This window comes from Fodinibius sp. SL11 (genome assembly GCF_052060035.1).
Classification (GTDB): Bacteria; Bacteroidota; Rhodothermia; order Balneolales; family Balneolaceae; genus Fodinibius.
On record NZ_JBPOEA010000010.1, the window covers coordinates 14473 to 36880 of the forward strand.

At 42.7% G+C, this 22408-nt stretch carries 25 protein-coding genes and 2 tRNA genes; 13 read left to right on the top strand and 14 right to left on the bottom strand.

Annotated elements, in window-relative coordinates; all coding sequences use genetic code 11:
* Positions 1-103 precede the first annotated feature (103 nt).
* The gene (locus tag ACQ76V_RS11355; RefSeq protein ID WP_441000620.1) at positions 104-673 is read left to right on the top strand and encodes an NADPH-dependent FMN reductase; all 570 of its coding nucleotides are present in this window, start codon (positions 104-106) and stop codon (positions 671-673) included.
* Positions 674-711: 38 nt separating this feature from the next.
* Here the strand turns inward: ACQ76V_RS11355 and ACQ76V_RS11360 are convergent, their stop codons facing one another.
* The 7 genes from ACQ76V_RS11360 to ACQ76V_RS11390 form a co-directional block, all read right to left on the bottom strand.
* Positions 712-1419 (bottom strand): response regulator transcription factor, encoded by a 708-nt coding sequence (locus tag ACQ76V_RS11360; protein WP_441000621.1) that lies wholly within the window; start codon positions 1417-1419, stop codon positions 712-714.
* Positions 1409-3106 carry a sensor histidine kinase gene (locus ACQ76V_RS11365; RefSeq protein ID WP_441000622.1) on the bottom strand — a complete coding sequence of 566 codons (1698 nt, stop codon included), beginning with the start codon at positions 3104-3106 and terminating at the stop codon, positions 1409-1411. The genes ACQ76V_RS11360 and ACQ76V_RS11365 overlap by 11 nt, the downstream gene beginning before the upstream one ends.
* Before the next feature lie 170 nt (positions 3107-3276).
* The gene (locus tag ACQ76V_RS11370) at positions 3277-5301 is read right to left on the bottom strand and encodes a M1 family metallopeptidase (protein WP_441000623.1); all 2025 of its coding nucleotides are present in this window, start codon (positions 5299-5301) and stop codon (positions 3277-3279) included.
* 35 nt (positions 5302-5336) lie between these two features.
* Complete coding sequence (locus ACQ76V_RS11375) at positions 5337-5717, bottom strand: response regulator (protein WP_441000624.1); 381 nt, start codon at positions 5715-5717, stop codon at positions 5337-5339.
* A gap of 258 nt (positions 5718-5975) precedes the next feature.
* Complete coding sequence (locus ACQ76V_RS11380; protein ID WP_441000625.1) at positions 5976-6596, bottom strand: sensor histidine kinase; 621 nt, start codon at positions 6594-6596, stop codon at positions 5976-5978.
* A complete protein-coding gene (locus ACQ76V_RS11385; protein ID WP_441000698.1) occupies positions 6556-7065 on the bottom strand; it encodes a GAF domain-containing protein in 510 nt (169 codons plus the stop codon). The genes ACQ76V_RS11380 and ACQ76V_RS11385 overlap by 41 nt, the downstream gene beginning before the upstream one ends.
* Positions 6957-7193: a hypothetical protein gene (locus ACQ76V_RS11390; protein WP_441000626.1), complete on the bottom strand. Its 237-nt coding sequence runs from the start codon at positions 7191-7193 to the stop codon at positions 6957-6959. Before ACQ76V_RS11390 ends, ACQ76V_RS11385 begins: the two co-directional genes overlap by 109 nt.
* Before the next feature lie 310 nt (positions 7194-7503).
* Between ACQ76V_RS11390 and ACQ76V_RS11395 the strand changes: the two genes are divergently transcribed.
* The 10 genes from ACQ76V_RS11395 (at position 7504) to ACQ76V_RS11440 (ending at position 17417) form a co-directional block, all read left to right on the top strand.
* Complete coding sequence (locus ACQ76V_RS11395) at positions 7504-8901, top strand: efflux transporter outer membrane subunit (RefSeq protein ID WP_441000627.1); 1398 nt, start codon at positions 7504-7506, stop codon at positions 8899-8901.
* Between the two features lie 47 nt (positions 8902-8948).
* Positions 8949-10148: an efflux RND transporter periplasmic adaptor subunit gene (locus tag ACQ76V_RS11400; RefSeq protein ID WP_441000628.1), complete on the top strand. Its 1200-nt coding sequence runs from the start codon at positions 8949-8951 to the stop codon at positions 10146-10148.
* A gap of 28 nt (positions 10149-10176) precedes the next feature.
* Positions 10177-13314, top strand: a complete 3138-nt coding sequence (locus tag ACQ76V_RS11405) for an efflux RND transporter permease subunit (protein ID WP_441000629.1) — start codon at positions 10177-10179, stop codon at positions 13312-13314.
* Between the two features lie 321 nt (positions 13315-13635).
* Positions 13636-13723: transfer RNA gene (locus ACQ76V_RS11410), tRNA-Leu, on the top strand.
* 127 nt (positions 13724-13850) lie between these two features.
* Positions 13851-13924, top strand: a tRNA-Ile gene (locus tag ACQ76V_RS11415).
* Between the two features lie 299 nt (positions 13925-14223).
* Entirely contained in the window at positions 14224-15399 is a 1176-nt protein-coding gene (locus tag ACQ76V_RS11420; protein WP_441000630.1) for a tyrosine-type recombinase/integrase, read from the top strand.
* Between the two features lie 212 nt (positions 15400-15611).
* Positions 15612-15809: a type II toxin-antitoxin system VapB family antitoxin gene (locus ACQ76V_RS11425; RefSeq protein WP_441000631.1), complete on the top strand. Its 198-nt coding sequence runs from the start codon at positions 15612-15614 to the stop codon at positions 15807-15809.
* On the top strand, positions 15806-16201 hold the full coding sequence (gene vapC / locus ACQ76V_RS11430) for a type II toxin-antitoxin system VapC family toxin (RefSeq protein ID WP_441000632.1): 396 nt from the start codon (positions 15806-15808) through the stop codon (positions 16199-16201). Before ACQ76V_RS11425 ends, vapC begins: the two co-directional genes overlap by 4 nt.
* A gap of 152 nt (positions 16202-16353) precedes the next feature.
* Positions 16354-17175, top strand: coding sequence for an IS110 family transposase (locus tag ACQ76V_RS11435; RefSeq protein WP_441000633.1), 822 nt, complete (start codon positions 16354-16356; stop codon positions 17173-17175).
* Positions 17172-17417, top strand: coding sequence for a hypothetical protein (locus tag ACQ76V_RS11440; RefSeq protein WP_441000699.1), 246 nt, complete (start codon positions 17172-17174; stop codon positions 17415-17417). The genes ACQ76V_RS11435 and ACQ76V_RS11440 overlap by 4 nt, the downstream gene beginning before the upstream one ends.
* A gap of 271 nt (positions 17418-17688) precedes the next feature.
* Here the strand turns inward: ACQ76V_RS11440 and ACQ76V_RS11445 are convergent, their stop codons facing one another.
* Both ACQ76V_RS11445 and ACQ76V_RS11450 read right to left on the bottom strand, forming a co-directional pair.
* Positions 17689-17973, bottom strand: coding sequence for a type II toxin-antitoxin system RelE/ParE family toxin (locus ACQ76V_RS11445; protein WP_441000634.1), 285 nt, complete (start codon positions 17971-17973; stop codon positions 17689-17691).
* Positions 17964-18257, bottom strand: coding sequence for a type II toxin-antitoxin system Phd/YefM family antitoxin (locus ACQ76V_RS11450; protein ID WP_441000635.1), 294 nt, complete (start codon positions 18255-18257; stop codon positions 17964-17966). The genes ACQ76V_RS11445 and ACQ76V_RS11450 overlap by 10 nt, the downstream gene beginning before the upstream one ends.
* A gap of 154 nt (positions 18258-18411) precedes the next feature.
* Here ACQ76V_RS11450 and ACQ76V_RS11455 point away from each other — a divergent pair, with 154 nt between their 5' ends.
* Positions 18412-19371: an IS110 family transposase gene (locus ACQ76V_RS11455; RefSeq protein WP_441000700.1), complete on the top strand. Its 960-nt coding sequence runs from the start codon at positions 18412-18414 to the stop codon at positions 19369-19371.
* A gap of 36 nt (positions 19372-19407) precedes the next feature.
* Here ACQ76V_RS11455 and ACQ76V_RS11460 read toward each other — a convergent pair whose 3' ends face one another.
* The 4 genes from ACQ76V_RS11460 to ACQ76V_RS11475 all read right to left on the bottom strand — a co-directional run bounded on the left by ACQ76V_RS11460 (position 19408) and on the right by ACQ76V_RS11475 (position 20961).
* Positions 19408-19800, bottom strand: coding sequence for a type II toxin-antitoxin system death-on-curing family toxin (locus tag ACQ76V_RS11460; protein WP_441000636.1), 393 nt, complete (start codon positions 19798-19800; stop codon positions 19408-19410).
* Entirely contained in the window at positions 19800-20006 is a 207-nt protein-coding gene (locus ACQ76V_RS11465; protein ID WP_095607765.1) for a MazE family transcriptional regulator, read from the bottom strand. The genes ACQ76V_RS11460 and ACQ76V_RS11465 overlap by 1 nt, the downstream gene beginning before the upstream one ends.
* Before the next feature lie 314 nt (positions 20007-20320).
* Complete coding sequence (locus ACQ76V_RS11470; protein ID WP_441000637.1) at positions 20321-20725, bottom strand: type II toxin-antitoxin system VapC family toxin; 405 nt, start codon at positions 20723-20725, stop codon at positions 20321-20323.
* A complete protein-coding gene (locus ACQ76V_RS11475; protein ID WP_441000638.1) occupies positions 20722-20961 on the bottom strand; it encodes a FitA-like ribbon-helix-helix domain-containing protein in 240 nt (79 codons plus the stop codon). The genes ACQ76V_RS11470 and ACQ76V_RS11475 overlap by 4 nt, the downstream gene beginning before the upstream one ends.
* A 186-nt stretch (positions 20962-21147) precedes the next feature.
* Here ACQ76V_RS11475 and ACQ76V_RS11480 point away from each other — a divergent pair, with 186 nt between their 5' ends.
* Positions 21148-21294, top strand: a complete 147-nt coding sequence (locus ACQ76V_RS11480) for a hypothetical protein (protein ID WP_441000639.1) — start codon at positions 21148-21150, stop codon at positions 21292-21294.
* A 45-nt stretch (positions 21295-21339) separates the two neighbouring features.
* On the opposite strand, the gene ACQ76V_RS11485 is transcribed toward ACQ76V_RS11480, so the two are convergent.
* A complete protein-coding gene (locus tag ACQ76V_RS11485) occupies positions 21340-21687 on the bottom strand; it encodes a DUF3024 domain-containing protein (RefSeq protein ID WP_441000640.1) in 348 nt (115 codons plus the stop codon).
* Positions 21688-22408: the final 721 nt, after the last annotated feature.

The following is a 22408-nucleotide window of genomic DNA, read 5'->3' on the forward strand; positions in this document are numbered from 1 at the left end:
CCCGTTTATTCAGTTTACAGCTTTTGAATAGTTTCAGATTTAGTGTCGGAATATTTTCTGGCAGTTAATTTATTTTTGACTTTGTTTATAGCCAATAAATTTTATGATTAATCTTAAAATTATCAGCGGTACCGATCGTCCCAATTCCAATGCCCTTCGTGTCTCTAAGTATGTGCAGCAGTTATATCAAAAGGAAAGTATCGATGCTGATATTATTGATTTACAGGAGTTCCCTCTGGATAAGGTAAAAGGGGGTAAGTATGGAGAAGACCTGCCTGCCGTAGATGATTTTGTTCAGCAAGCAGTAACTGCAGATGGATTGGTGGTCGTTTGTCCTGAATACAATGGGGGTTACCCGGGTATTTTAAAAATGTTTATTGATTACCTGCCATTTCCCAATAGCTTGGATAAAAAACCAATTGCTCTGATAGGAGAGGCCAACGGTGCTTTTGGGGCCCTGCGGGCTGTAGAGCAGCTGCAACAGGTATTTGGCTACAGACATGCTCATATTTTTCCTGAACGAGTTTTTATTTCTCGAGTAAGTGAGAATTTTGACGAGCAAGAAGGGATTAAAAATGAGTTACAGCAGCAATTGCTGGATGCTCAAATTGGGGGCTTTCCTAAATTTATCAAAAATGTGCAGGAAGAAGAGTCACTTATAGCTGAAGGCTGATATTTTTATCTGTTTTAAAATAGTCTACAGCACAAATATCAGTTCATTTTAAGCATATAGCCAACACCGTGTAACGTTACCAGATACTTGGGATCGTCGGGATGCTTTTCAATTTTTGAGCGTAGCTTTGAGATATGAACATCAACGGTACGGGTATTGGTGCTGAACTCATATCGCCAAACATTTTCAAGCAGGTCGTCTCGGGAAACGGGTTCATTAGAATGGGTTACAAGGTAGCGTATTAGTTCTACTTCTCTGGTAGTGAGCTCCAGAGTCCCTTTTTCTGGATGTTCGGCCGTTGCATCTTTCAAATCAATATGGATAGGATCAAGATCAACTTCCTTAATGGGTTTCATTTTGGAATAGGTCTCGGATCGTCGCAAACGAGCTTTAATTCGAGCAAGAAGTTCTTTAACGCCGAAGGGTTTAGTGAGGTAGTCATCTGCGCCAATATTAAGACCGGTAACTTTATCAATTTCCTGATCTCTGGCGGTAAGTATAATAATCGGGAAGGTATAATTTTGGTCGCGCACGGTACGGCAAACATCAAACCCACTCATACCCGGCAGCATCAGATCTAAAATCATTAAATCAGGCTGTTCATTTTTTACGGTTTGGATAGCTTCATCCCCTGTTTTAGCAATATAAACCTCATATCCCTCGCTTTCTAAGGTATCCTGCAGGGTAAAAACTAAACTTGGTTCGTCCTCGACGATAACAATTTTTTGGGGCTCATCAGCTGACATGTTCTTCAAGTTCTTTATTTCTTGAGTCTGGTTCAGGTAGTGTTGATGAAGAATCCAACGAAACTTCTTTATTTGATTCGCTTAAAATAGGAAATCTTATGATAAAAATAGATCCGTTCCCCGGTTTGCTTTCAACCTTGATAGAGCCTGAATTGAGTTCGACTAAGTTTTTTACAATCGATAAGCCTAACCCATGTCCTTTGGTTTTGGCGGTTAAAGAATCTTCTACTCTGAAAAACTTAGTGAAGATATTCGACAAGTTTTTCTTGTCGATGCCAATGCCATGATCTTCGATACAAAGTTTTAGATGGTCATTTTGCTTAGAAACATGAATGCCAAGATATTTTTCGTCAGTACTATACTTGATGGCATTATCGATTAAATTACTGAGAATTGTTTCTAAACTATTTTGATCGATATTTACTTTGGGAAGGTTGTCATCGATATTTAGATCAAGATTAAAATCTTTTTTTCGGAAAAACTTTTGGTGTTTATCGAGGTAAGATTCTACCAAATTTCCAATATCTGTAGGCTCCGGTTCTACCAGTGAATTGCCCGCATTGGATTTAGCTACATCGAGCAGCTTTTCGATCATATTTCTGAGGCGAACAGCTTCGCTGAAAATATGAGTTCCGTAACGCTTAAGTCGCTGTTGATCTTGAACTCTTCCGTCGGCAAGATTTTCTCCCGCTGCCTGCATTACAGACAATGGAGTTTTGAGTTCGTGGGTTACATTTGCCAGAAAGTCTGCTTGCCGTTCGGCGAGAGCTCGTTCTTTCTGGGCTGAGATAAACATGAAGACCAGCGCTCCCAAAAGTAGCAGCATCGCTGCCCCCAATACAATAAGATTTTTAATCAGCGAGGCATTACTGGCTGCGATCGTGGATTCATCTGTAAAAGATACTTCGGCCTTCCAGTAGTCAAAAAAGTCGGGAAAATTTTGTTCAAATTGTATCTGTTGCCGATCATAAGTTGCATTGGGATTGCTGCTGGCAATAATTTCATTGTTTGTCCAGTCCCTAAGCCAGACATTCATTCCGGGATGTTGTTCAGATCCAAACTTCTGGGCTAATATTTTTGGAAGATACGAGTTGCGTAAAAAATCTTGGTTAAAAGGCATTGTAATGTAGCCGAATACTTCTCGCTTCGACGGATTTATCAGTGCAATTGTTATACTGCGGTGCGAATCAAATATTACCTTGTTATTGTACTGATAGTCGGCTAATAGGCTTTTTATTTGTGTTCGGGCAATACCCATTCCATCACAAACAACAGACGAGTAGTTCGTTGTTGGTTCGAATTTTTGATCTGAATTATATTGTAGAATGGGTTCTTGTTGTTGACAAGCATCAGAGCCGGAAGGTATAAAAAAGATATTATCATAAATGGAATCTCCAGAAGCCTTATTCAGTAAGCTTGTGACTTCAGGCGTAAACTGTCCCGATTTATTAAATTCTTCTTGGAGTCGATTAATGTCAGCAGATCCAAGTCCGATAAATTTCTTAAAGAAGCGGTAACGAATTTTATCAGTAAACTCAGCAATTTGGAGTTTTTTATTTTCTCTGGATGATTCCAACGTATGTTCATGCAGTGCATAGAGTGAATATACATTCATGCCGGTAAGCCCTAAAATAGCAATTACGCCGGCAGCAAGTAAGATCCATCGTAATGATCCGTATCGCTTCATGTTTTTATAGGTTATTGACTTTTACAAAGAGTAAGGTAATAAATTTATGGTGCGACCAAATGCTAAAAGAGTACTTTTTTACGTGATTTAATACATCAAAATCGTAAGGTTATAAAATAACAAAAGGGGCACAAAAGTGCCCCTCAATGCATTTAATGATTAGCGTAATGTTATTTATCCCAACTATTGTTTTGGCGATCAGTATCAGGATAGTTCTTGTCGGGATCGATAACGACTTTGGTGACTTCGCCTTCAACCGTGATTACCGCTTGTGTTGCTCCCTCTAACCATGTATCAACGGGAATAGTGCGTGTAAGCGTAGCCCCGTCGCTTTTGGTAATTTCAACCTTGGAAGGCATTGGCGACTGACCGCGATCTTCAATTATAATACGAGTGGTGCCATCTTTGGTGGATACATTGCCTACCGCCTGATCAAGGGTCCAGGTTTCATAGTACCATGCTCTCCAGAACCAATCCAAATCCTGGCCGGCTATATCTTCAAAAGTATTAAACATATCCCAGGGATAAGGGTGCTTGTATTTCCACCGATCAATGAATTCGTGCAGTGCTTTTGTAAACGTCTCTTCACCTAAGAGACTGCGCAGGCTTACAAGCATCGATGCCGGCTTGGGATAAGAAGCAACGCCGTAAGCAAATCCATTGTAGTGATGATTGGACCATCGCATAATAGGGCCTTCGGCGTCCGTACTGGTGATCTGCAAGTAGCTGTTTATATCATTGAGATCATACTCGGGACCATTGGGATAATAGGCCTTTTTAGCTTGGTTTTCATTAAATGTGGTCGTTCCTTCGTCCATCCAGGCATAGTGGCGCTCATTGTTGCTCACAATCATTGGAATCCACATGTGGGCCAGCTCATGAGCTACCACTGCATACAGCGCTTGCGATGATTGATTGTTGTAGTCTCCAATGAGGGTGATCATGGGGAATTCCATCCCGCCACCGATAATTCCTCCCCCTTCAACAGAGGTCATATGTGGCCAGGGATAACTGAGACCTGTTTGTTCAGAAAGAAACGTAATGGCATGTTGCGTAAACTTTGCACCGTCGGTCCATTTTGACGCAGAACTGCGATAAATAGCATTTATATTAGAGTAATCTTCTTTGCCATCGCCGTCAAGATCGCCAACATTTGCACGAGTAGCATCCCATTTGGACTGTTTTGTAACGCTAAATGCAAAGTCTCGCACTTTTTCTGCTTTAAAATTCCAAGTCAGGGTCCCGTCTTCAGGAGACTTTGTGACTGATCCGAAATCATCTTCGGTTACCACAGCCATCACCGTATCGCTGTTGTGCGCTTTTTCAAGCCGTTGATAGATATTTTTATCAAGGACGTCGTTACCGTTTGTAAGTTGGCCGGTAGAACCAACTATCCATTGGTCAGGCACGGTAATATCAACGTTATAATCGGCAAAATCGTGATAGAATTCTGAAGTTCCGGTAAACTGATCGGTCATCCAGCCTACAATATCATCATAAACGCGCATCTGTGGATACCAGTATGCGATATGGAATAAATTATCTTCACTATAGCCCATACGTCCGCTTGCACCGCGCTGGGGCACTTTAAAATCCCAGTTGACCTGAATTGTGGCAGAATCGCCGGGTGCTACAGCGTTTTTAGGTCGAATGAGCAGGAGGGTCCCGTTGACGCCATAGCCTGTTGGATCCCTGCGCGATTGCATCTGGCTAAGTTCATCACCATTGAGACCAACGTTATGCAGATTTATGCCGCCTGTAACTTCTTGAGGACTACTGCGTTGGGCTCCCTTAGCATGTAAGTTTTGAGCCAACTCCATATAAAGGGCCTCTAAGGTATCAGGAGAATTATTGTAATAGGTTATTGTGGCACTTCCCTTTACGAGGGTGTCAGCGGGAAGTAGTTCGACATCAATATCATAATTAGCCCACTGTGTCCAGTAATTCTCACCCGGTTTCCCAGACATTGTGCGGGTCCCATTATCTACAGCATCAAAAAAAGCATTGGGAATTTCTTCGGTGATGGAATTGGCTACCAACCGGTCCATTTCCGAAGGTTTTTTACCAACTTGTTCTTTGGTTGTTGTTTGAGAATTTTCAGCGGCTTGCTTTGGTCCGGCACATCCCACAAATAGGAATGCTCCGAAAACCACTGGCAAGATGACATATCTTAATGACAGCAATGGATGAAACATGACTTATATATTTTATAAAATTACAATTACGGAACTCAAGATTTGGAAGAAAAGTGTTTCTCAATAGATTTTTTTAAATCATCGAACTCAATAGGCTTGGTGAGATAGTCCAATGGATCTGTTTTCTTAGCTCGTTCTACATGGTAAGGGTCAGAATTGCCTGTAATATAAATGACAGGAACTTCAGAAAATTCACGAATTTTGAGCATAGCATCTATCCCATCAATTTCTCCTTCCAGAGAAATATCCATGACAATTAAATCGGGATCTATTTTTTTGGCAGTTTCGATCGCCGTTTTACCGTAAACAAGTTCTCCCTCTGTTTGGAAGCCAAGCCGTTCTAAATAACTTTCGTACAGTAAATTGAGAATGAGATCGTCTTCAACAATGATGACCTTCTTCTTTTCTTTACGCATATAATTTTCAGGATATTGTTACTTATAATATTACTCCTAAAATAGTAAAATAGTGTGATAAGACAATTTCCTATTTTGCTTTTAATTTCCTCAAAAATACAGCAAGATTAAGTGTCTGACGGAATATGAAAATAGGCCCTATATTTATTTTTAGCCTAAAATGGATTAAGCATGGGGTTGTTCTTTTAGGATATTACTCCCGGCCCCATGGATGGCTTTTTTTGTAAAGCTGATTTCGTAGGCTGCTCCATCATTGGTTTAGACTGAAATATTGGCGTCAAGTTGCTGGGCCAGTTGCTTGATCAACGTTAAGCCGAGCGAATCGCTATCTTCATATGATATATTTGCTGGAAATCCGCGACCATTATCTTCAATAACGATAGTAATTTGTTCTTGGTGGTTGCTCAACTTTAGGGTTATCGTCCCATTGTTATCAGGGAAAGCATGTTTGTAGGCATTACTAATTATTTCATTAATAATAAGTCCACAAGGAATCGCTTGGTTGATATTCAAGCTCAATTCATCGATTGCAATATTGAAAGAAATATTTGCTTCCGGATTACCAAAAATGGTTTCGATGGATTCAATAATATTTGAAATAAAATCGTCAAAGGATAGATCATTGAAATCCTGGGCTTCATAAAGCATCTCGTGAACCGTTGCCATCGACTGTATCCGTAGCTGAGTGTTTGACAATATTTTTTGGGTGGAAGGATTATTCGTTTTGAAAGCCTCTAATTGTAATAATCCTGAGATAATCGCGAGATTATTTTTTACGCGGTGATGGATTTCAGAAAGCAGCACCTTTTTTTCCTCAAGAGAGTTTTCCAATCTGTGTTCATACTTTTTGCGGGTTGAAATATTTGTCCGCTTCGTCATTTAGTTCAACAACCTCTTTAGAATGGGTATCAACAATAAGTCTGACATCAGAGGAGTTTTTTAGGAATTTCGCTGCTTTTTTAAGGTTTCTATTTTGTTCGCTGAGTCGTTTTTGATTCTTAATCAACTTAAGCCGTGTGACGGCTTCATGAGCCAATCGTAATAAACTTCTTTTTTGAAAGTCAGCGAGATTTCGGGGTTTGATATCCAAGATACACAATGTGCCCAATGAGACCCCCTCATCAACCTTTAACGGGGCACCTGCATAAAACCTGATTTTCGGATCTTCCGTAACAAAAGGGCTGTCTTTTACACGGTGATCCTTGGTTGTATCCGGAATAATCAATAGTTCATTTTCTTCTATAGTGTATTGGCAGAACGTGTCCTCTTTCGGCAGATTAGGAACATCAACACCAAGCTGGGCTTTGGTGTATTGCGTGTTATCATCCAGAATATTGATCTGAGAAATGGGGCTTCACAAATTTCCGAAGCCAAATCGATTAGGCCACTAAGTTCTTCCTGAATATCTTTGTCAAGGATATCAAACTCTTCAAGCGTTTCCAGCCGCTTTGTTTTAGATTTAGATATGGAAAGCATACAATCAGTAGATAAAGTTACAGTAAAAATTTTTGTCAAAACTGAAGCAGTGAGGGGAGGTTTCTGAAAAAACAATCCTTATTTAATGCTTTCAGTGTATTTGATTTTTGCAGATGATATATAACAGGGTATAATTTTTGTTTATGAAATTTAGCTGAAATTGTAAGGTTTTAAATACATCCTTATTTCTAACTAAGATAATCCTCATAAACTATTTATTTATAGTCTGTGTTTGAATTATCCATTATACAATTTTGGAAAAGCAATCGTTCTGCCTAAAAATGCATTTTACTGTACCTATACTATTACTATGTATCGTCAAATATTTTACTTTCTGAAATTTTTTACTGCTTTCTTTCTGTTGTTGGTTATTGGAGGGTGTTCATCTCAAGAGCAGGTGATTAATCCTCCCGTTGAGGAACCGACATCCTTTTCACAAAGCGGAGCAGCGGAAGTACCCTCTCGATGGTGGACTTCTTTTGGAAATAGTAAGCTTAATGCTCTTGTTGATACCGCCTTGAGCTCTAATTTTGATGTTCAAACAGCCTGGCAGCGTCTAAAAGCAGCCGAAGCAACAGTTAGTCGCCAGAGAGGTGGGTTATTTCCAACATTGGATGGCAGTGCCGAAGCACAAACGACCCGTAACCAGCAATCACAATTTGGAAGCACCGATGATTTTAGCGTGGGATTAAGCTCATCTTATGAGATAGATTTGTGGGGACGCATTGGTGCGCAGGTTGATGCTGAGGAATACCGAGCCCAGGCATCGCTGGCTGATTACCAAACTGCAACACTGACGGTATCGGCCCAAATTGTACAAACCTGGGCACGCTTGGCTGAGGCGCAACAGCAATTATCGCTGGTTGAAGATCAAGTAAAGACCAATCAAAAAGTATTACAACTACTGAAAAACAGGTTTGGTACCGGTCAGATTAAAAGCGTAGACATATTGCGCCAGCAGCAATTGCTTGAAGCTACCCAACAGCAGCAAGCGGATGCCGAAGCAAATCTAAAAATACTGAAGCACGAACTTTCAGTGTTATTAGGTCGTACTCCACAGGATACGATGGAGGCATATCCCGATCAGCTGCCGGAATTGGCGCCATTACCCGAAACCGGCGTACCGGTTGACCTTGTTCAGCGTCGACCCGATGTACGAAGTGCGTTTAATTTGGTAAAAGCGGCGGACCGTGATTTGGCTGCAGCCATCAGCAATCAATATCCGAGGCTTACTCTCTCGGCATCCTTAAGCAGTTCCGCCAATACGGCAAGTAATCTTTTTGAAGAGTGGATTACGTCCTTTAGCGGTAGTTTATTAGCCCCAATCTTTCGGGGTGGGGAGCTCAGTGCCGAAGTTGACCGTCTCGAAGCCGTTAAACAACAGCGATTATACGAGTACGGACAATCAGTGCTGACCGCTTTCCAAGAAGTCGAAAATGCACTGGTTCGAGAACAAAAACAGCGCGAAAGTATCAGTCGAATTGAAGAGCAGTTGAAGCTGGCAGAGCAGGCATATCGTCAGTTACAGTTACAGTATTTGAATGGGACGAATAATTACCTGGATGTACTTACCGCTCTTGATGAAGTTCAGCAGCTTCGGAGAGATTTATTAACGGCCAAACTTAGACTTGTTGAATTTCGAATAGGGTTGTACCGGGCATTAGCCGGATCGTTTGAAACTGAACGAGAGACAAGCACTGATCGTTAAAATTAATCATCCTTATATAGAACAGGGGATCTTAGAAATCGAAGAATATGGATTGGAAACAAACACTTATTGTGGTTTTTGGCATTTTAGCAGGCGCCGCTGCGTTAATGGCCCTCATTTTTTATACCGAGCCGACGGCGCAACAGGCCGGTGCTACCCGGGCAACACCGATGCTTGTTGATGTAACCGAAGTTCAGCATGCTAATTACCAACCCACAATACCGGTAATGGGTACCGTTCGGGCTTCGCAGGATATCAATTTGAGTCCACGTGTGAGCGGTGAAATTATTTCCTTGTCTGATTCTTTTGCGCCCGGTGGATATGTCGAAAAAGGGGAGCCGCTGGTGCAGATTGATTCATCTGATTACCAAAATACTCTTGAGCAGCGAAAAAGTGAGCTTCGGCAGGCACAGGCCGACTTGGATATCGAGATGGGTCAACAAGATGTAGCGCAACAAGATTATCAACTATTTGCGGATACCTTATCACAGGAAAATAAAGCTCTGGTATTGCGTGAGCCTCAGCTGGAATCGGCGCGCTCCAGTGTGGAATCGGCCCAGGCGGGTGTTGATCAGGCGCAATTGGATCTGGAACGAACTACAATTCGGGCTCCGTTTAACGCACAGGTTTTGAGTCGCAATGTAAATGTGGGATCACAGGTATCAGAGGGAGCAAACTTAGGACGGCTGGTAGGTCTTAACACCTACTGGGTAGAAGCAACGGTACCGCTTTCTAAGCTCCGGTGGATAGAAATCCCGGAAAACAATAACCAAGTTGGGTCGAACGTAAAGGTAAGGAACAGAACGGCTTGGCCCGAGGGTACTTACCGCCAAGGAAATCTATTTAGACTTATAGGCACGCTCGAAGATCAGACACGACTGGCTCGGGTGTTGGTTTCGGTGCCCGATCCATTAGCTTATAAAAAAGAGGATCCCAACGTACCGCGCCTGATGTTAGGGTCTTTTGTTGAAGTCCATATTCAAGCCAAGGAGCTTGCAAATGTGGTCCGATTGGACCGCGACTATATTCGGGATGACGAAACGGTGTGGGTCATGAAAAACGACAGTTTGCGTATCCGTGATGTTAATATCCAATTTCGTGATGCCCAATATGCTTATGTACAAGGCGGTTTGGCGGATGGCGATAAAATAGTGACAACCAATCTTTCAACGGTTAGTGATGGCGCACCGCTGCGTCTGCAGGATACACCGGATTCAGAAACGGAGTCATCTCCAGCATTAGAATGACGAATAGTATTTCGAAAACAGAGGATTGATGAGTAACCCCGAACCACATACGCCATCCAACAGCAGTACCGGTAGCGGACTGATAGCCTACATGGCGGAAAATTCAATTGCGGCCAACCTGTTAATGCTCATCCTTATTGGCGGTGGTATATGGACAGCCTACAATATGCAAAAAGAGGTGTTTCCCGAATACCAGCTGGATATTGTTGACGTGAGCGTTGTTTACCCGGGCGCCTCACCGGCAGAAGTGGAACAGGGTATTTTGCGTCCGGTCGAAGAAGCTATTCGCGGGGTTCAGGGCATAAAAGAAGTGACTTCAACGGCCAACGAAGGATCGGGCAATGTATCTATTGAGCTGGTAACCGGTGCAGAACGCATGAAAGTATTTCAGGATATTGATCAGGCTGTGAACCGCATTCGCACCTTTCCCGATGATATTGAAGAGCCGGAAGTACAGCTGCAATCCAATCAGCGTGAAGTAATGACCATTGGATTGTATGGCGATTCCGATATATGGACCCTCCGCAAGCTGGCTGAAAATATGCGGGATAGGCTTTTGAGCAAGGAAAATATCACCCAGGTCGAAATTGGCAATGTGCCCGATTATATCACTCATATAGAGATCTCGCGCAGCACCTTGCGCAAATATAACATGACCTTGTCTGATGTAGCCGATGTGATACGCCAGTCGAGCGAAGATATTCCGGCCGGAGCGGTAGAGACAAGCTCGGGCGAAATTCTGTTACGGATGAAAGAGCGCAAGCAATGGGCCGAAGAATATACGAATATTGAAGTCATAACATCAGACATTGGAACAAATGTTACGCTGGGTGATATTGCAGAAATCAGAGATGGATTTGAGGAGATCGGTTTTTTTGGGCAGTTCAACCAACAGCCCACAGTAGATCTTCAGATCTACCGCATAGGAAGTCAGTCGCCGCTCGATATTGCTGAAACTGTAAAAAATGAATTGGAGATTGCCCAATCAGAGTTCCCGCCCGGCGTACAGTATCGTATCGATAGCAATAGTGCCGAGGACTATCGTGAACGGCTTTCGCTGCTGCTGGAAAATGGGGCATTGGCTATCCTTATTGTGCTGTTTATCCTGGCCCTGTTTTTGGAATATCGTCTTGCCTTTTGGGTGATGATGGGGATGACAATATCATTTGTGGGGGGATTGTTATTCCTGCCCTTGCTGGGACTTAGCATAAACATGATTTCAATGTTCGGATTCCTGGTGGTGTTGGGAATTGTTGTGGATGATGCCATTGTGGTGGGGGAGAATATCTACGAATATCGCCAGCAGGGTATGAACTTTTTGGATGCTGCCATTAAGGGGGCACGGGAGATGAGCAAGCCCGTTACCTTTGCCATTCTTACCAATGTGATTGCCTTTTTTCCGCTGATGTTCATGCCGGGAACTACCGGAAAGTACTGGTGGCCGCTCCCTGCTGTCGTTATTGTTGTCTTGTTGGTTTCACTGGTTGAAGCCCTGTTTATACTGCCGGCTCATCTTGCCCACAGTTCCCAAAAAGAAAGTCGATTTAAACTTGGTCAACACCTTCATAATTGGCAGCAATCATTTGCAAAGAAATTTAACCGTTTTATCGATACTTACTACCGCGGTTTTTTAGATCTATCTTTACAGTATCGGTATATCACCCTAAGTACGGCCATTGCCTTATTGGTAGTGGTTGGGGGCTACGGGTACAGCGATCATATGGGGATGGTTATGATGCCAGAAGTGGCGGCTGATGAAATTGAATCCGGCGTATCATTGCCGGTGGGAACCACGACCATGCAGGCAGCTAAGGTGGCCGAAGAGATTACGAATTCGACCCAGCGAATGTTTGAAGAATATAATTTATATGAAGTTGCTGAAGGGGTTAAAACGAATGTACGCGGACAAAATTTTATAGACGTCGAAATTGTGATGAAACCACCCAGTCAGCGTAATATGACGGCGCAGGAAGTGATTGAATTGTGGCGCGATGAGATTGGTGATATCGAAGGCGTAGATCAGATCACTTTTGAGGCCGAGCGCGGCCCGGGCGGTTATCTTCCCGATATTAGCGTGGATTTAAGCCACTCGGATATCTCCGTATTGGAAAAAGCCAGCGAAGCCTTTGTTGAACGAGTCGAACGCTTTGAGGCCTCCCGCGATGTAAATGACAATTATAATCGCGGCAAAGTACAGTACGATTTTAAATTGCTCCCCGAAGGTAGGCGACTTGGACTTACCTCAGAGGACGTCGGACAGCAGCTGCGGAATGCGTTTTATGGTTCGCTTGCAATGCGTCAACTAAGAGGCACCAACGAAATTGAAGTACGGGTCAAGCTTCCACGGGAGCAGCGGCGCGATATTCACAGCCTCGAGGATTTTGTGGTGCAAACGCCTTCCGGAGCGGAAGTTCCGTTGATGGATGTCGCCGAATTTGAGAAGGGGGAAGCGTTTACAACCATCAACCGCCGTAATGGACGGCGTGTGGTATCGGTAAGTATGGATGCCGAACCTGCCAGTGCTGTATCCCGCGTGTTAGAATCCTTACAAAAAGAAACGCTGCCCCAGCTGCGTGAAGATTTTCCCGGTATCACCTGGACCTTTGAAGGGAGCCAGGCCGAAATGCGCGAATCCACCCAGGCCCTTTGGGGTACGTTTGGATTGGCCTTAATAGTGATTTATGCGTTATTAGCCATAGCCTTTGGAAGTTATATACAGCCCCTTATTGTGATGGGAGCCATTCCTTTTGGGATTGTAGGGGCCGTAATCGGACATATTTTACTGGGCTACGATCTTTCCTTGGTGAGCCTGATGGGAGTAATTGCCTTATCCGGGGTAGTTCTTAACGATTCCCTTATAATGATTGATCTGGCTAACCGAAAACGAAAGGAAGGCGTATCCGTTTATGATGCAATTCATGAGGCGGGATTGAGACGCTTTCGTCCCATTGCCCTTACCACCCTAACCACCTTTGGCGGACTGACCCCAATGATTTTAGAGACTTCTCGACAAGCTGCAAATTTAATTCCAATGGCCATCTCACTGGGTTTCGGGATTGTATTTGCCACCTCTATTATTTTGATCATTGTACCGTGCCTGTATCTTATTTTAGAAGATACGATTATGGGTTTTCAGGAACTCATACCTGCACAAGGCAATAAGTAAATGATAAAACAAGGGCAGGAAAGAGTTTAAAAGTAGATTTTGTTGACGGAGGGCAGTTTAAAGTTTTGTACCGCTCTGCTACGGTCTTAGTAGAATAGCGAGAGAAAACGAGATATTTAACCCAAAGCCCATCATTGTTTATCTGAGCTATTGCTGATTCTGGGTATGGCGATCAAGGAAACCAACCATGCAAATAAAAAATCAAATTGCATTGTAGAAGTAATACATAATCCCTTATATTTGGAATCTCTAAAAAATTGGTTCCTTGGCTAAAAGGTTAAACAACACCGGTCAATGCTGAGGCAATCAATATAGATGTTTGCCCGAGTGGCGGAATTGGTAGACGCGTCGGACTTAAAATCCGATTGGTATCTAAATGCCAGTGCCGGTTCGAGTCCGGCCTCGGGTACACTAAACATACAAAGAGTCATTTTTAATGACTTTGTATTATAATGATACAAATGTAATGAAATGTTTCTAAAACAAATGTTTCATTAACTAATAAATAAAAATTATTTATTAGTTGTATAGCATTTGGGCCCGTAGCTCAGTTGGTCAGAGCAGTCGACTCATAATCGATTGGTCGCAGGTTCAAGTCCTGCCGGGCCCACTTTTCTTTTCCTTTCTTTAAATCGCCCTTAATAGCCTATAAAGACCTATTTTAGGGCAAGATTCACCCCTCTTTCATAACTTTTCATTAATTAACCCCTTTACTTTTAATTCCCGACTTTCGTAAGTTGCTGTACCACATTGTGGTACATTTGAGCAAAATCGGGGCTAGCACCTTCTAAAGGCCTATTAGTCGATTTCTGTGATTTAAAATGCCGCTTAGAGCCTGTTAAGGCATAAATAATGTGGGCAGTGTACCACATTGCCTGCAAAAATATCAACTAAATTGAGGAATAGTTTATGGCAAGTTTAAAAGATCGAAACGGTACGTATTACATCCGATTTTCACGGAGTATTAATGGAAAACGAAAGCAGAAATCGTTAAATCTTGGGACCGATAATCAAAGAGAGGCACAAAAACTATTATGGGAGTACGAAGATAAATACCAGGCTGGAGAGATAGATCCATTTAATGGATGGTCGCCGAAGGCTGAGCAGCGAAAAAGGAGACGAGAAAGACGGCTTAGCAATATGAACCTGTCAGAAGCAGCCGATATGTTTATTGAACAGCGCAGCCAAGCCAATCAGCAAACAAAGGACAATTATCGTCGTCATTTTAATATGCTTGAAGATCTGGTAGGCTCAACCATGCCGGTCAAACAAATCCTGGAAATGGATATCCGCGAGTTTTGCTTTCGATCCGACATAGCCAAAGCTACGCAGGCTAGCTACCTTCGTCATATTAAAGCCTTATTTAATTGGATGGAAAAAAGAGGAATCGTTGAAGAAAACATTACCAAAAATATTAAGCCGCCTAAAGTACCCAAAAGGATTTCGCAAAAGATCATTTCGAGGGAAGAGCTGGATCGCGTTTTTGAAGCCTTCGACAAATTTTATAAAGAAGAGGAAAAGAAAGGACATGTAAGCAAAGTGCATCAGAAACGTCTTTGGTTCAAGCCGATGATCAATATGATGTTCTATTGTGGCATGCGGGCCAGTGAGGCAGTGAGTTTACGATGGAAGCACGTTGATCTTGAGGGAGATCCTGATGAGCCTGAAGATCATGGTCATATTGGTATTTATAATACGCAGGATAACACGACCAAGTCTGGATTGGAGCGTATAATTCCCATTCGGGAGCCCCTGAAACCCTGGCTGGTCCAGTGGCATAAAGACCTGGGAGAGCCCAAGGATGGATATATGTTTCCAAGTTCGACGGGGAAGAATCGGTTTGATGGGATGACGTCAGGATCTTTGTCACGATCGTTTAAGAAATTTGTTAGACTCGCTGATGACGTGCCGGACACGATTCACCTGCATGGACTCCGCCACTCATGCGCTACCGAATTGCTTCGTAAGGGCGTAGCTATTCATATGGTACAGAAAATTATGGGACACTCATCCATTGATGTGACCCAAATTTATGAACACCTGGATGAAAAAGATCTGAAGAATGCCTTGAAGGGGATTGATTAGGAGTTGTATTGAGAGGGGAAAATTTTTAATCAACTACCAGTATAAAGTTGTCTGTAAGAGATTCATATAAATATTGAAAATAAGTAACTGGAAGAGCAAAAACAGAGTTGCTCTTTTTGGGTTTAAATGGCTAGGTATACAATAATATTAGGAATTTGGTAGTTATGTGTATAGATTGGTAAAAAATACACATTAATTAAAACGGTTCAATTATGCGAACGAATGTGGTGATCGATGACGACTTAATGGATGAAGCTCTGAAGGTAAGTCGATTGAAAACAAAAAAAGATGCTGTGGAGGAAGGTTTGAAATTGTTAGTCCAGCGCAAAAAGCAAGAAAATATTAAAGACTTGCGCGGGAAATTGCACTGGAAAGGCGATTTAGAAGATATGAGGACTGACGAGGAGTGATTTTAATAGATACCAGCGTTTGGATTGATTATTTCAACGGCGTAGAAAACAAGAAAACAGAAAGCCTCGATCGGATCCTTTCTGATCAGACCGTTCTTGTGGGAGATATTATCCTCACCGAAATTCTACAGGGTTTTAACAGCGACAAAGAGTTTAGGTTGGCCAAACAAGCGCTTGACCCGTTAGATTGTGTTCATCTCGGAGGAAAATCACTGGCTATAAAAGCAGTATCTAATTTTCGTTTTCTTCGATCGCAAGGTGTGACCATTCGCAAAACAGTAGACATGCTCATCGGAAGTTGGTGCATCGAACATGAAGTGGAACTGCTGCATAATGATAAAGGTTTCGACCAGATAGCAACTCAACTACCACTGCAGATTTACACTGATTAATTTTTTGTATACCTAACAACATTGCGGCCTGCTCACCGAAACCTTGGCGTAGGAGAATGAGGCACACCCAACTTAGTGCGCGGGATCTTTCCAAAAAGGAGGTCCTCACTTAGATTAGCGGTAATCAATCGTAACTAACTAAGGAGGACCTCATGACCTATGTAGGAATAGATCTTCATACAAATAATATGGTGAATGTAGCTTTAAATGACAACGGGGAAGTTGTCCGGGAGGCCAAGCTGCCGACTTCCGGCCGAGCGCTGGAAGATTTTTTCGGCACCTTTGACCAGCCCATCCAGGCCGTGGTCGAATGCACCAGCAGCTGGTACTGGTTGAGCGACTGGTGCCGGGCCAATGGCGTCGAGCTGACACTGGCTCACTCGAAAATGGTGAAAGCCATCAGCTATGCAAAAGTAAAAACAGACAAAGTGGATGCGAAGACCTTGGCGGAACTACTCAAAGCAGACCTTATTCCGGAGGCTTATCAAATACAGCATGACCGACGAGAACTTCGGGAACTCACGCGCGGTCGTCTGCGGCTGATCCAGTGGCGTGGGAAGCTGCAGTCGACGCTCTGGAATCAGGCTAGTAAATACAACGTGCAGATCAGCGGAAGTCAGTGGCGAGAGTTAGAGGAACTACAACAGTGGCTGCAACCGCAGTTGCCACCAGCGGCCAACCTGCAGGCCCGACTAATGCTTGAGCAGATTAGTCAGCTACAGCAACATATCCACCGGCTGGAAGAAGAAATTGACCAGCAAGTTCCCTTTGAAGAAGCGGCCGATCGGCTGATGGCCGTTCCCGGTTTGGGAAAAGTTGGTGCCTGGACGATTCTGTCCGAGATTGGAGACATCACCCGATTTCCATCGGCGAAACAATTCACCAGCTACTGTCGGCTGGCAGGAGGTAGCCAAAGACAGCGGGGGGATCCCACAGGCATAAGTCAGCCGACAAGAATGGGAACCGGTACCTGAGAGCGGCCTTTGGGCAGGCGGCTGTCTCCGCTTATACGCACTACAAGGTCGTCAAGAAATTTTATCGCAAAATTAAGCGGCGAAGCGGGAAGCCAGTAGCAAGAGCGGTCGTCGCCAAAGAACTAGCCAAAGGAGTCTGGTATATGTTAACGAGAAACGAAGAATATAAAGGATTTAAGGGGCGCCCCGTACGGGCCGCCTCCCAAACCTGCTGGCCACAACCGATAAGCCCGCATCGCTAACAGGGACACCCAAGGTACAAGGTAAGCCCGTGCGCGGGGTTGGGACATCGGTTGGTGGGCCGGTTAAAGATCTGGGATAGTGGCTCTCACTAAGAGCTACAGCTTCCGCCCATTGGCAGAAGATAAGCCCGAAAAGGGGTTTGGATGCCGGCAGGTAATCCGAGCTTGATCAACGAAGCCGGTTGCCAGCTAAAGGTTTGAACCAGGATTTATAGAAATGAAACCTCTAGATGTAGGTGAGGACTATCTGCTTGACATTTCCCTTTTTACTCTAGTTTTCTGGAGGAATTTGCCGGACATGCCAAACCGCTTCAATATAAATACCATTTTCTTTTATTCGATAGGGCAGTCGGTAGTTTCCCACAATCAATTCTCTAAGCGTCTCTTCATTATATTCCGGAACGATTCTACCGATTCGTGGATGATCAGCCAGTTTATCGGTTTGGCTCATGAGTTCCAATGCCCATTGCTCAGCAGTTTCGTAATCATCTTGGGCAATATAATCGACAAACTCATTGACCATTCGAATGGCTTGCTTGGTCCAAATTACTTCCATTTAGCCAAGTTTTCCTTAATCTTCTCTTTCGCTTCTTTATGAGAAAAGACCTCACCCCGAGCAATTTGGCGCTCAGCTTCCAGTAAATCTTCCATTTTATCCAACTTTTCAACCATTCGTTGGTATTCTGAAACGTCAACTAAAACAGCTGCACTTTTTCCATGTTGGGTAAGGACAATCGATCGTTTTTCTTTCTGGATTCGATCGATAAAACTGGCTGCATTTTTTCGAAACTCTGAAACAGGTTGAATATCCTGGTCTAATTCGAGACGTATAGCAGACATGATGTTACTATTAAGTTATTTTTAAACGTACATTAAAGATACGCTAAAAATGATTGGAATACAATGAGAGGAAGTGAGAACCAAGTTGTGCTAACGGCATTGCGCATAAGCTGCAAGCGAATGAATGTTGAAGTAGCAACTAACGAAAGAAGAGATTCAAAGCCAAGGCCGGCAGAGACTAGGCGAGGCCTGTCCGGAGCAATCAACACCGAATACCGCGCCAGCAGTAAGCCAAATGGTCAACCGGTGGATGAGCAAGCATAAACTGCAACTCATCAGCTGTTTATTTTGCCTGGAGCCAACAGGGCCCTATTCCTATCTGGTAAAACAAACTTTATTATCTTTCGAGGCTAATTTGTGGGAGGCGTCTTCGCTGAGTATACATTTAAGCAAAGGACTTATACGAGGTAAATCCGATCCGCTAGATGCTCGGCAGATTGCCATATATGCCCTGCGCTACCAAGATCAAGTGCGGCTGCTTGGACCTGCAAATGCAAATATAGATCGTCTCCGTCATTTTTTGAGCTTGCGTCAACTATTAGTGGATGACCGTAGTAAATACAGGCAACGGCTGGGAGAGCTAGCTCGAAGCTGGGACCAGCAAGTAGCAGAACGACTTTCCGGATCTCATCAATCGATTATTGCCAGCATCGAAACACAGATCAGTGAAGTTGAAAAGGAAATTGATCAGCAGTTAAACCAAGATACAGAGTTGCACCATCAATTCGAGTTGCTACAAAGTATTGAGGGCATTGGTCCCGTCTTGGCCGTCTCGCTTATGGTGATTACACGGGGGGTTACTCGATTTAGAAATCCTCGGAAGCTTGCGTGCTACGCTGGCGTAGTTCCGTTTGAATATAGTTCTGGCCGCCAAGTATTTACGCGTCGCAAAATATCGAATCGGGCCAACAAAGAGTTAAAAAAGAAACTGCATATGGCCGCAATGGCGGCTATTCGAAGTGGAGGTGACCTGCAATGGTACTATGAACGTAAAACGAGGGAAGGCAAACCGAAGATGGCGGTGTTAAATGCAGTACGAAATAAGTTAATTCACCGCATCTATGCGGTTATAAAGCGTGGTACTGCCTATGAAAAAAAACATGTCCTAACTTGATTTTGACATAGAAATAAAGGGGTTAGCCGTATTTTTCTATTTTTCTTTCGAATTCTGTTTCAGATGTTTGGCAACATCTTCTTTAGAAATGTCTTTTGATAAAAAGTCTAAGACTAAGTCGGCAAGTTCCAGATCATAGGATTCCTCAACTTCATATCCATTGAGATACAAAAAGGTCAGGGCAGAGGCCAAAGCCGTTCGCTTATTTCCATCGACGAATGGATGCCGGATCGTTAAACAAATGATATAACTAGCAGCCATTTCAAATAGATCGTTTAAGTATTCACCATCGAAACTAGCCTTTGGAGCATCCGCGCAAGCTTGAATATCTTGTTCTTCTCGAATACCTGGATCACCACCTGCTTTTTGAATCTCTTGCTCATGGATGAATAAAATGTCTTCCATAGTTAGAAAGGAAGGTTCTTTCATTATTCACCCAGTTTATCTAATGATTTGCGATGCTTTTTGCTGACTTCTTGATAAGCAGACTTTGCATCAACTTTTTTGATCAAAAGTCCTTCATCTTGTGGGATGATTTCGACTTGGTCATCATCTTCTACCTTCAACAGCTTAAGCAGGGCTTTTTCGAGCAAAACACCACGACTATTGCCGATTTTTTGCAGTTTCTTAATCATAATCTTGTGCTTTATGTTCTTATTATGTTATTAACATAAGCATACGAAATAAAAAGCAAAAAAGTATATAAGAAGGGAAATTTTAATACGGCTAACGACAATGCGCATAACCGGCCTTTAGATTACCTCTCAAATAAATAAACTGATTATGTTGGTTGTATCAACCGCAACTGGAAACCTGCCGGGGACTCATACGCATGATAGCTCGAAAGCTAGCGGGCTAGCTAGGTCACCCTGGCGGGTCCAGTAGGCGGATCATACCACCAAAGTACGTCTAGAAGTAATCTAAAGGTGGGCTAGGTACATGAAGAAAATTAGGATTCAATTACCTTCTCTGGATGTTTGGCTAACACTGGAAACTCCCGCAGAAGTTGTTTATCCATAGTAATTAATTTAAGATCGAGATCCTTGGCCAAGCTTACGAATTCACAATCGTAGGAGGAACAAGTCGATTGGCTGACATGATGCAGAACTTGTACTGAATTAACCTGAAATTGTTGGTCTTTCATTTGAAGTTCGGCCTTCTCCATAATCAGCAAAGCTTCTGCTAAGTCGATTAGCTCTTTTCTTAAATACAGCGTTATTACACTTCGAAATTTACTTCTCCAAAGAATAGGAGCCACCCATTGTGGATCTTTTTGATAGAGCTCGTCACAAAGTTCTGTTGCATCTGATGGAAGCCAAAAGTGAGCAAGAATATTCGTATCGACAACAATCATGGACGCCCTTGATTAATGGCAGATTCAATTTCTTCAGAAGAGAGGCTTCCTTTTGCCTTTTTTCGCAATCGACGTGCTTCTTGCAGGATATCGTCAGTAGAAACCCGTTGAGGTTTAACAGTTTGCTCTAAACAGGCAATGATTTCACTGTTGATACTGCGATGGTGAGCATTGGCCTGCTCACGGACTCGATCGTAAATTTCTTCAGGTATGTTTTTTACTGTGATACTAGGCACAACAGATTGGTTTCGTTATGGTTTCTATATGAAACTAAAAAGGGCAGGAGATTATTGCAAGAAAAAGGAAGTTAGGGGTATGGATTGCTGTAAGCTGGTATAATTGCCCGAAAGCTAACATATAACCAAGCCGCGTGATCTACCTAAATCCACTGTCTACTTTTTATTACAATTCCAGCAGAGAAAATGGGGACGCCACTTCCGGCCATAGATGCATTAATTGCGGCAACGGCTTTGGCACATGATTTTGCTGTGCTAACCAGAAATACAAAAGCTATGAAAGCTTCAGGTGTAGAACTGATCAATCCCTGGAAATATGATGCAAAGGATTAACCCATTTAAAAGGGCGATTATTTATAAATGTCTTTATTAGGCTACTTATCCCCAAAAGCAGGCCTTTGGATCTTCTTTTAACTCCTCGAAAAATTCATCAAGAGTATTTACCTGCGGCATGGGATCGTAACTATGCCATTTCATGTCTGCCGGTTGCCAATAAACTTTCCATAATTGTTGATTTCTAACCCATGTGACCTTTGCGGTCGATGTTTTCATTTTCTCTTCGGGCTGGTTCCACTTGGGACGTATGGTATATATGATGATGCTCTGGTCTTCAATTGTATAACCGATATCTAACTGTGGACGAACTTTCTCGGGTGGTCTTTGCTCTTCAATAGCAGAAGCAATTATGGGCTGCCACTGTTTTAATTCTTGTTGGGTAAATGCCATAATGTATAGATAATTTAAGGATATTAGCCCTAATTAGGGTGTTTGTATAACCCAAACGGTTGATGCTGCATTGAGTTTTTTGATGAAGTAGGGGGATTGACTTGAATCGTCATACAAAATAGGTTTTTTGCAGACCTTATTCCCATAAAACTATATAAACACAAGGCGGACAATGGTTGTTTAGATGGCAATACATATAAAACGTTTGATGTTTATACCTATATAAACCGACTTTGTTATACATTTGGATATAAAATCCATCTATATATTAGTATTGCAGTGTGTTAATAATGCAGTAACGCATAGCGTTTTTGCGTTATTCCATCTATAGGAAGGTCTCTTCTTCATACAAATTGCTCTGAATCGACCATTTTACCACAACACAAAACCAAGCAGCATGAATGACTTAACATACTGTCCACTTTTTTGTAGTAATTCCAAGGTGTTATAACGCTAAAACACAATAACAGTATAGCGTTAAGGTGTTATGGGCATCTATACCCTAAATATTGAAAAAAGTTTAACGTTTTTTGCTTTCCTATAGATCATTGTGTTAAACATTTGGGGTTCGAATAACCTTTTTCGTCATACATTTGTCTGAATTTTCCCTCCATGATACCCATAAATATATAAAACTATATATACATAAAGGCTATCAGTTGCTATTAAAGGCATGATAAGGACAAATGTTAGATCTTTTTATATAGGCAAACACGCATTT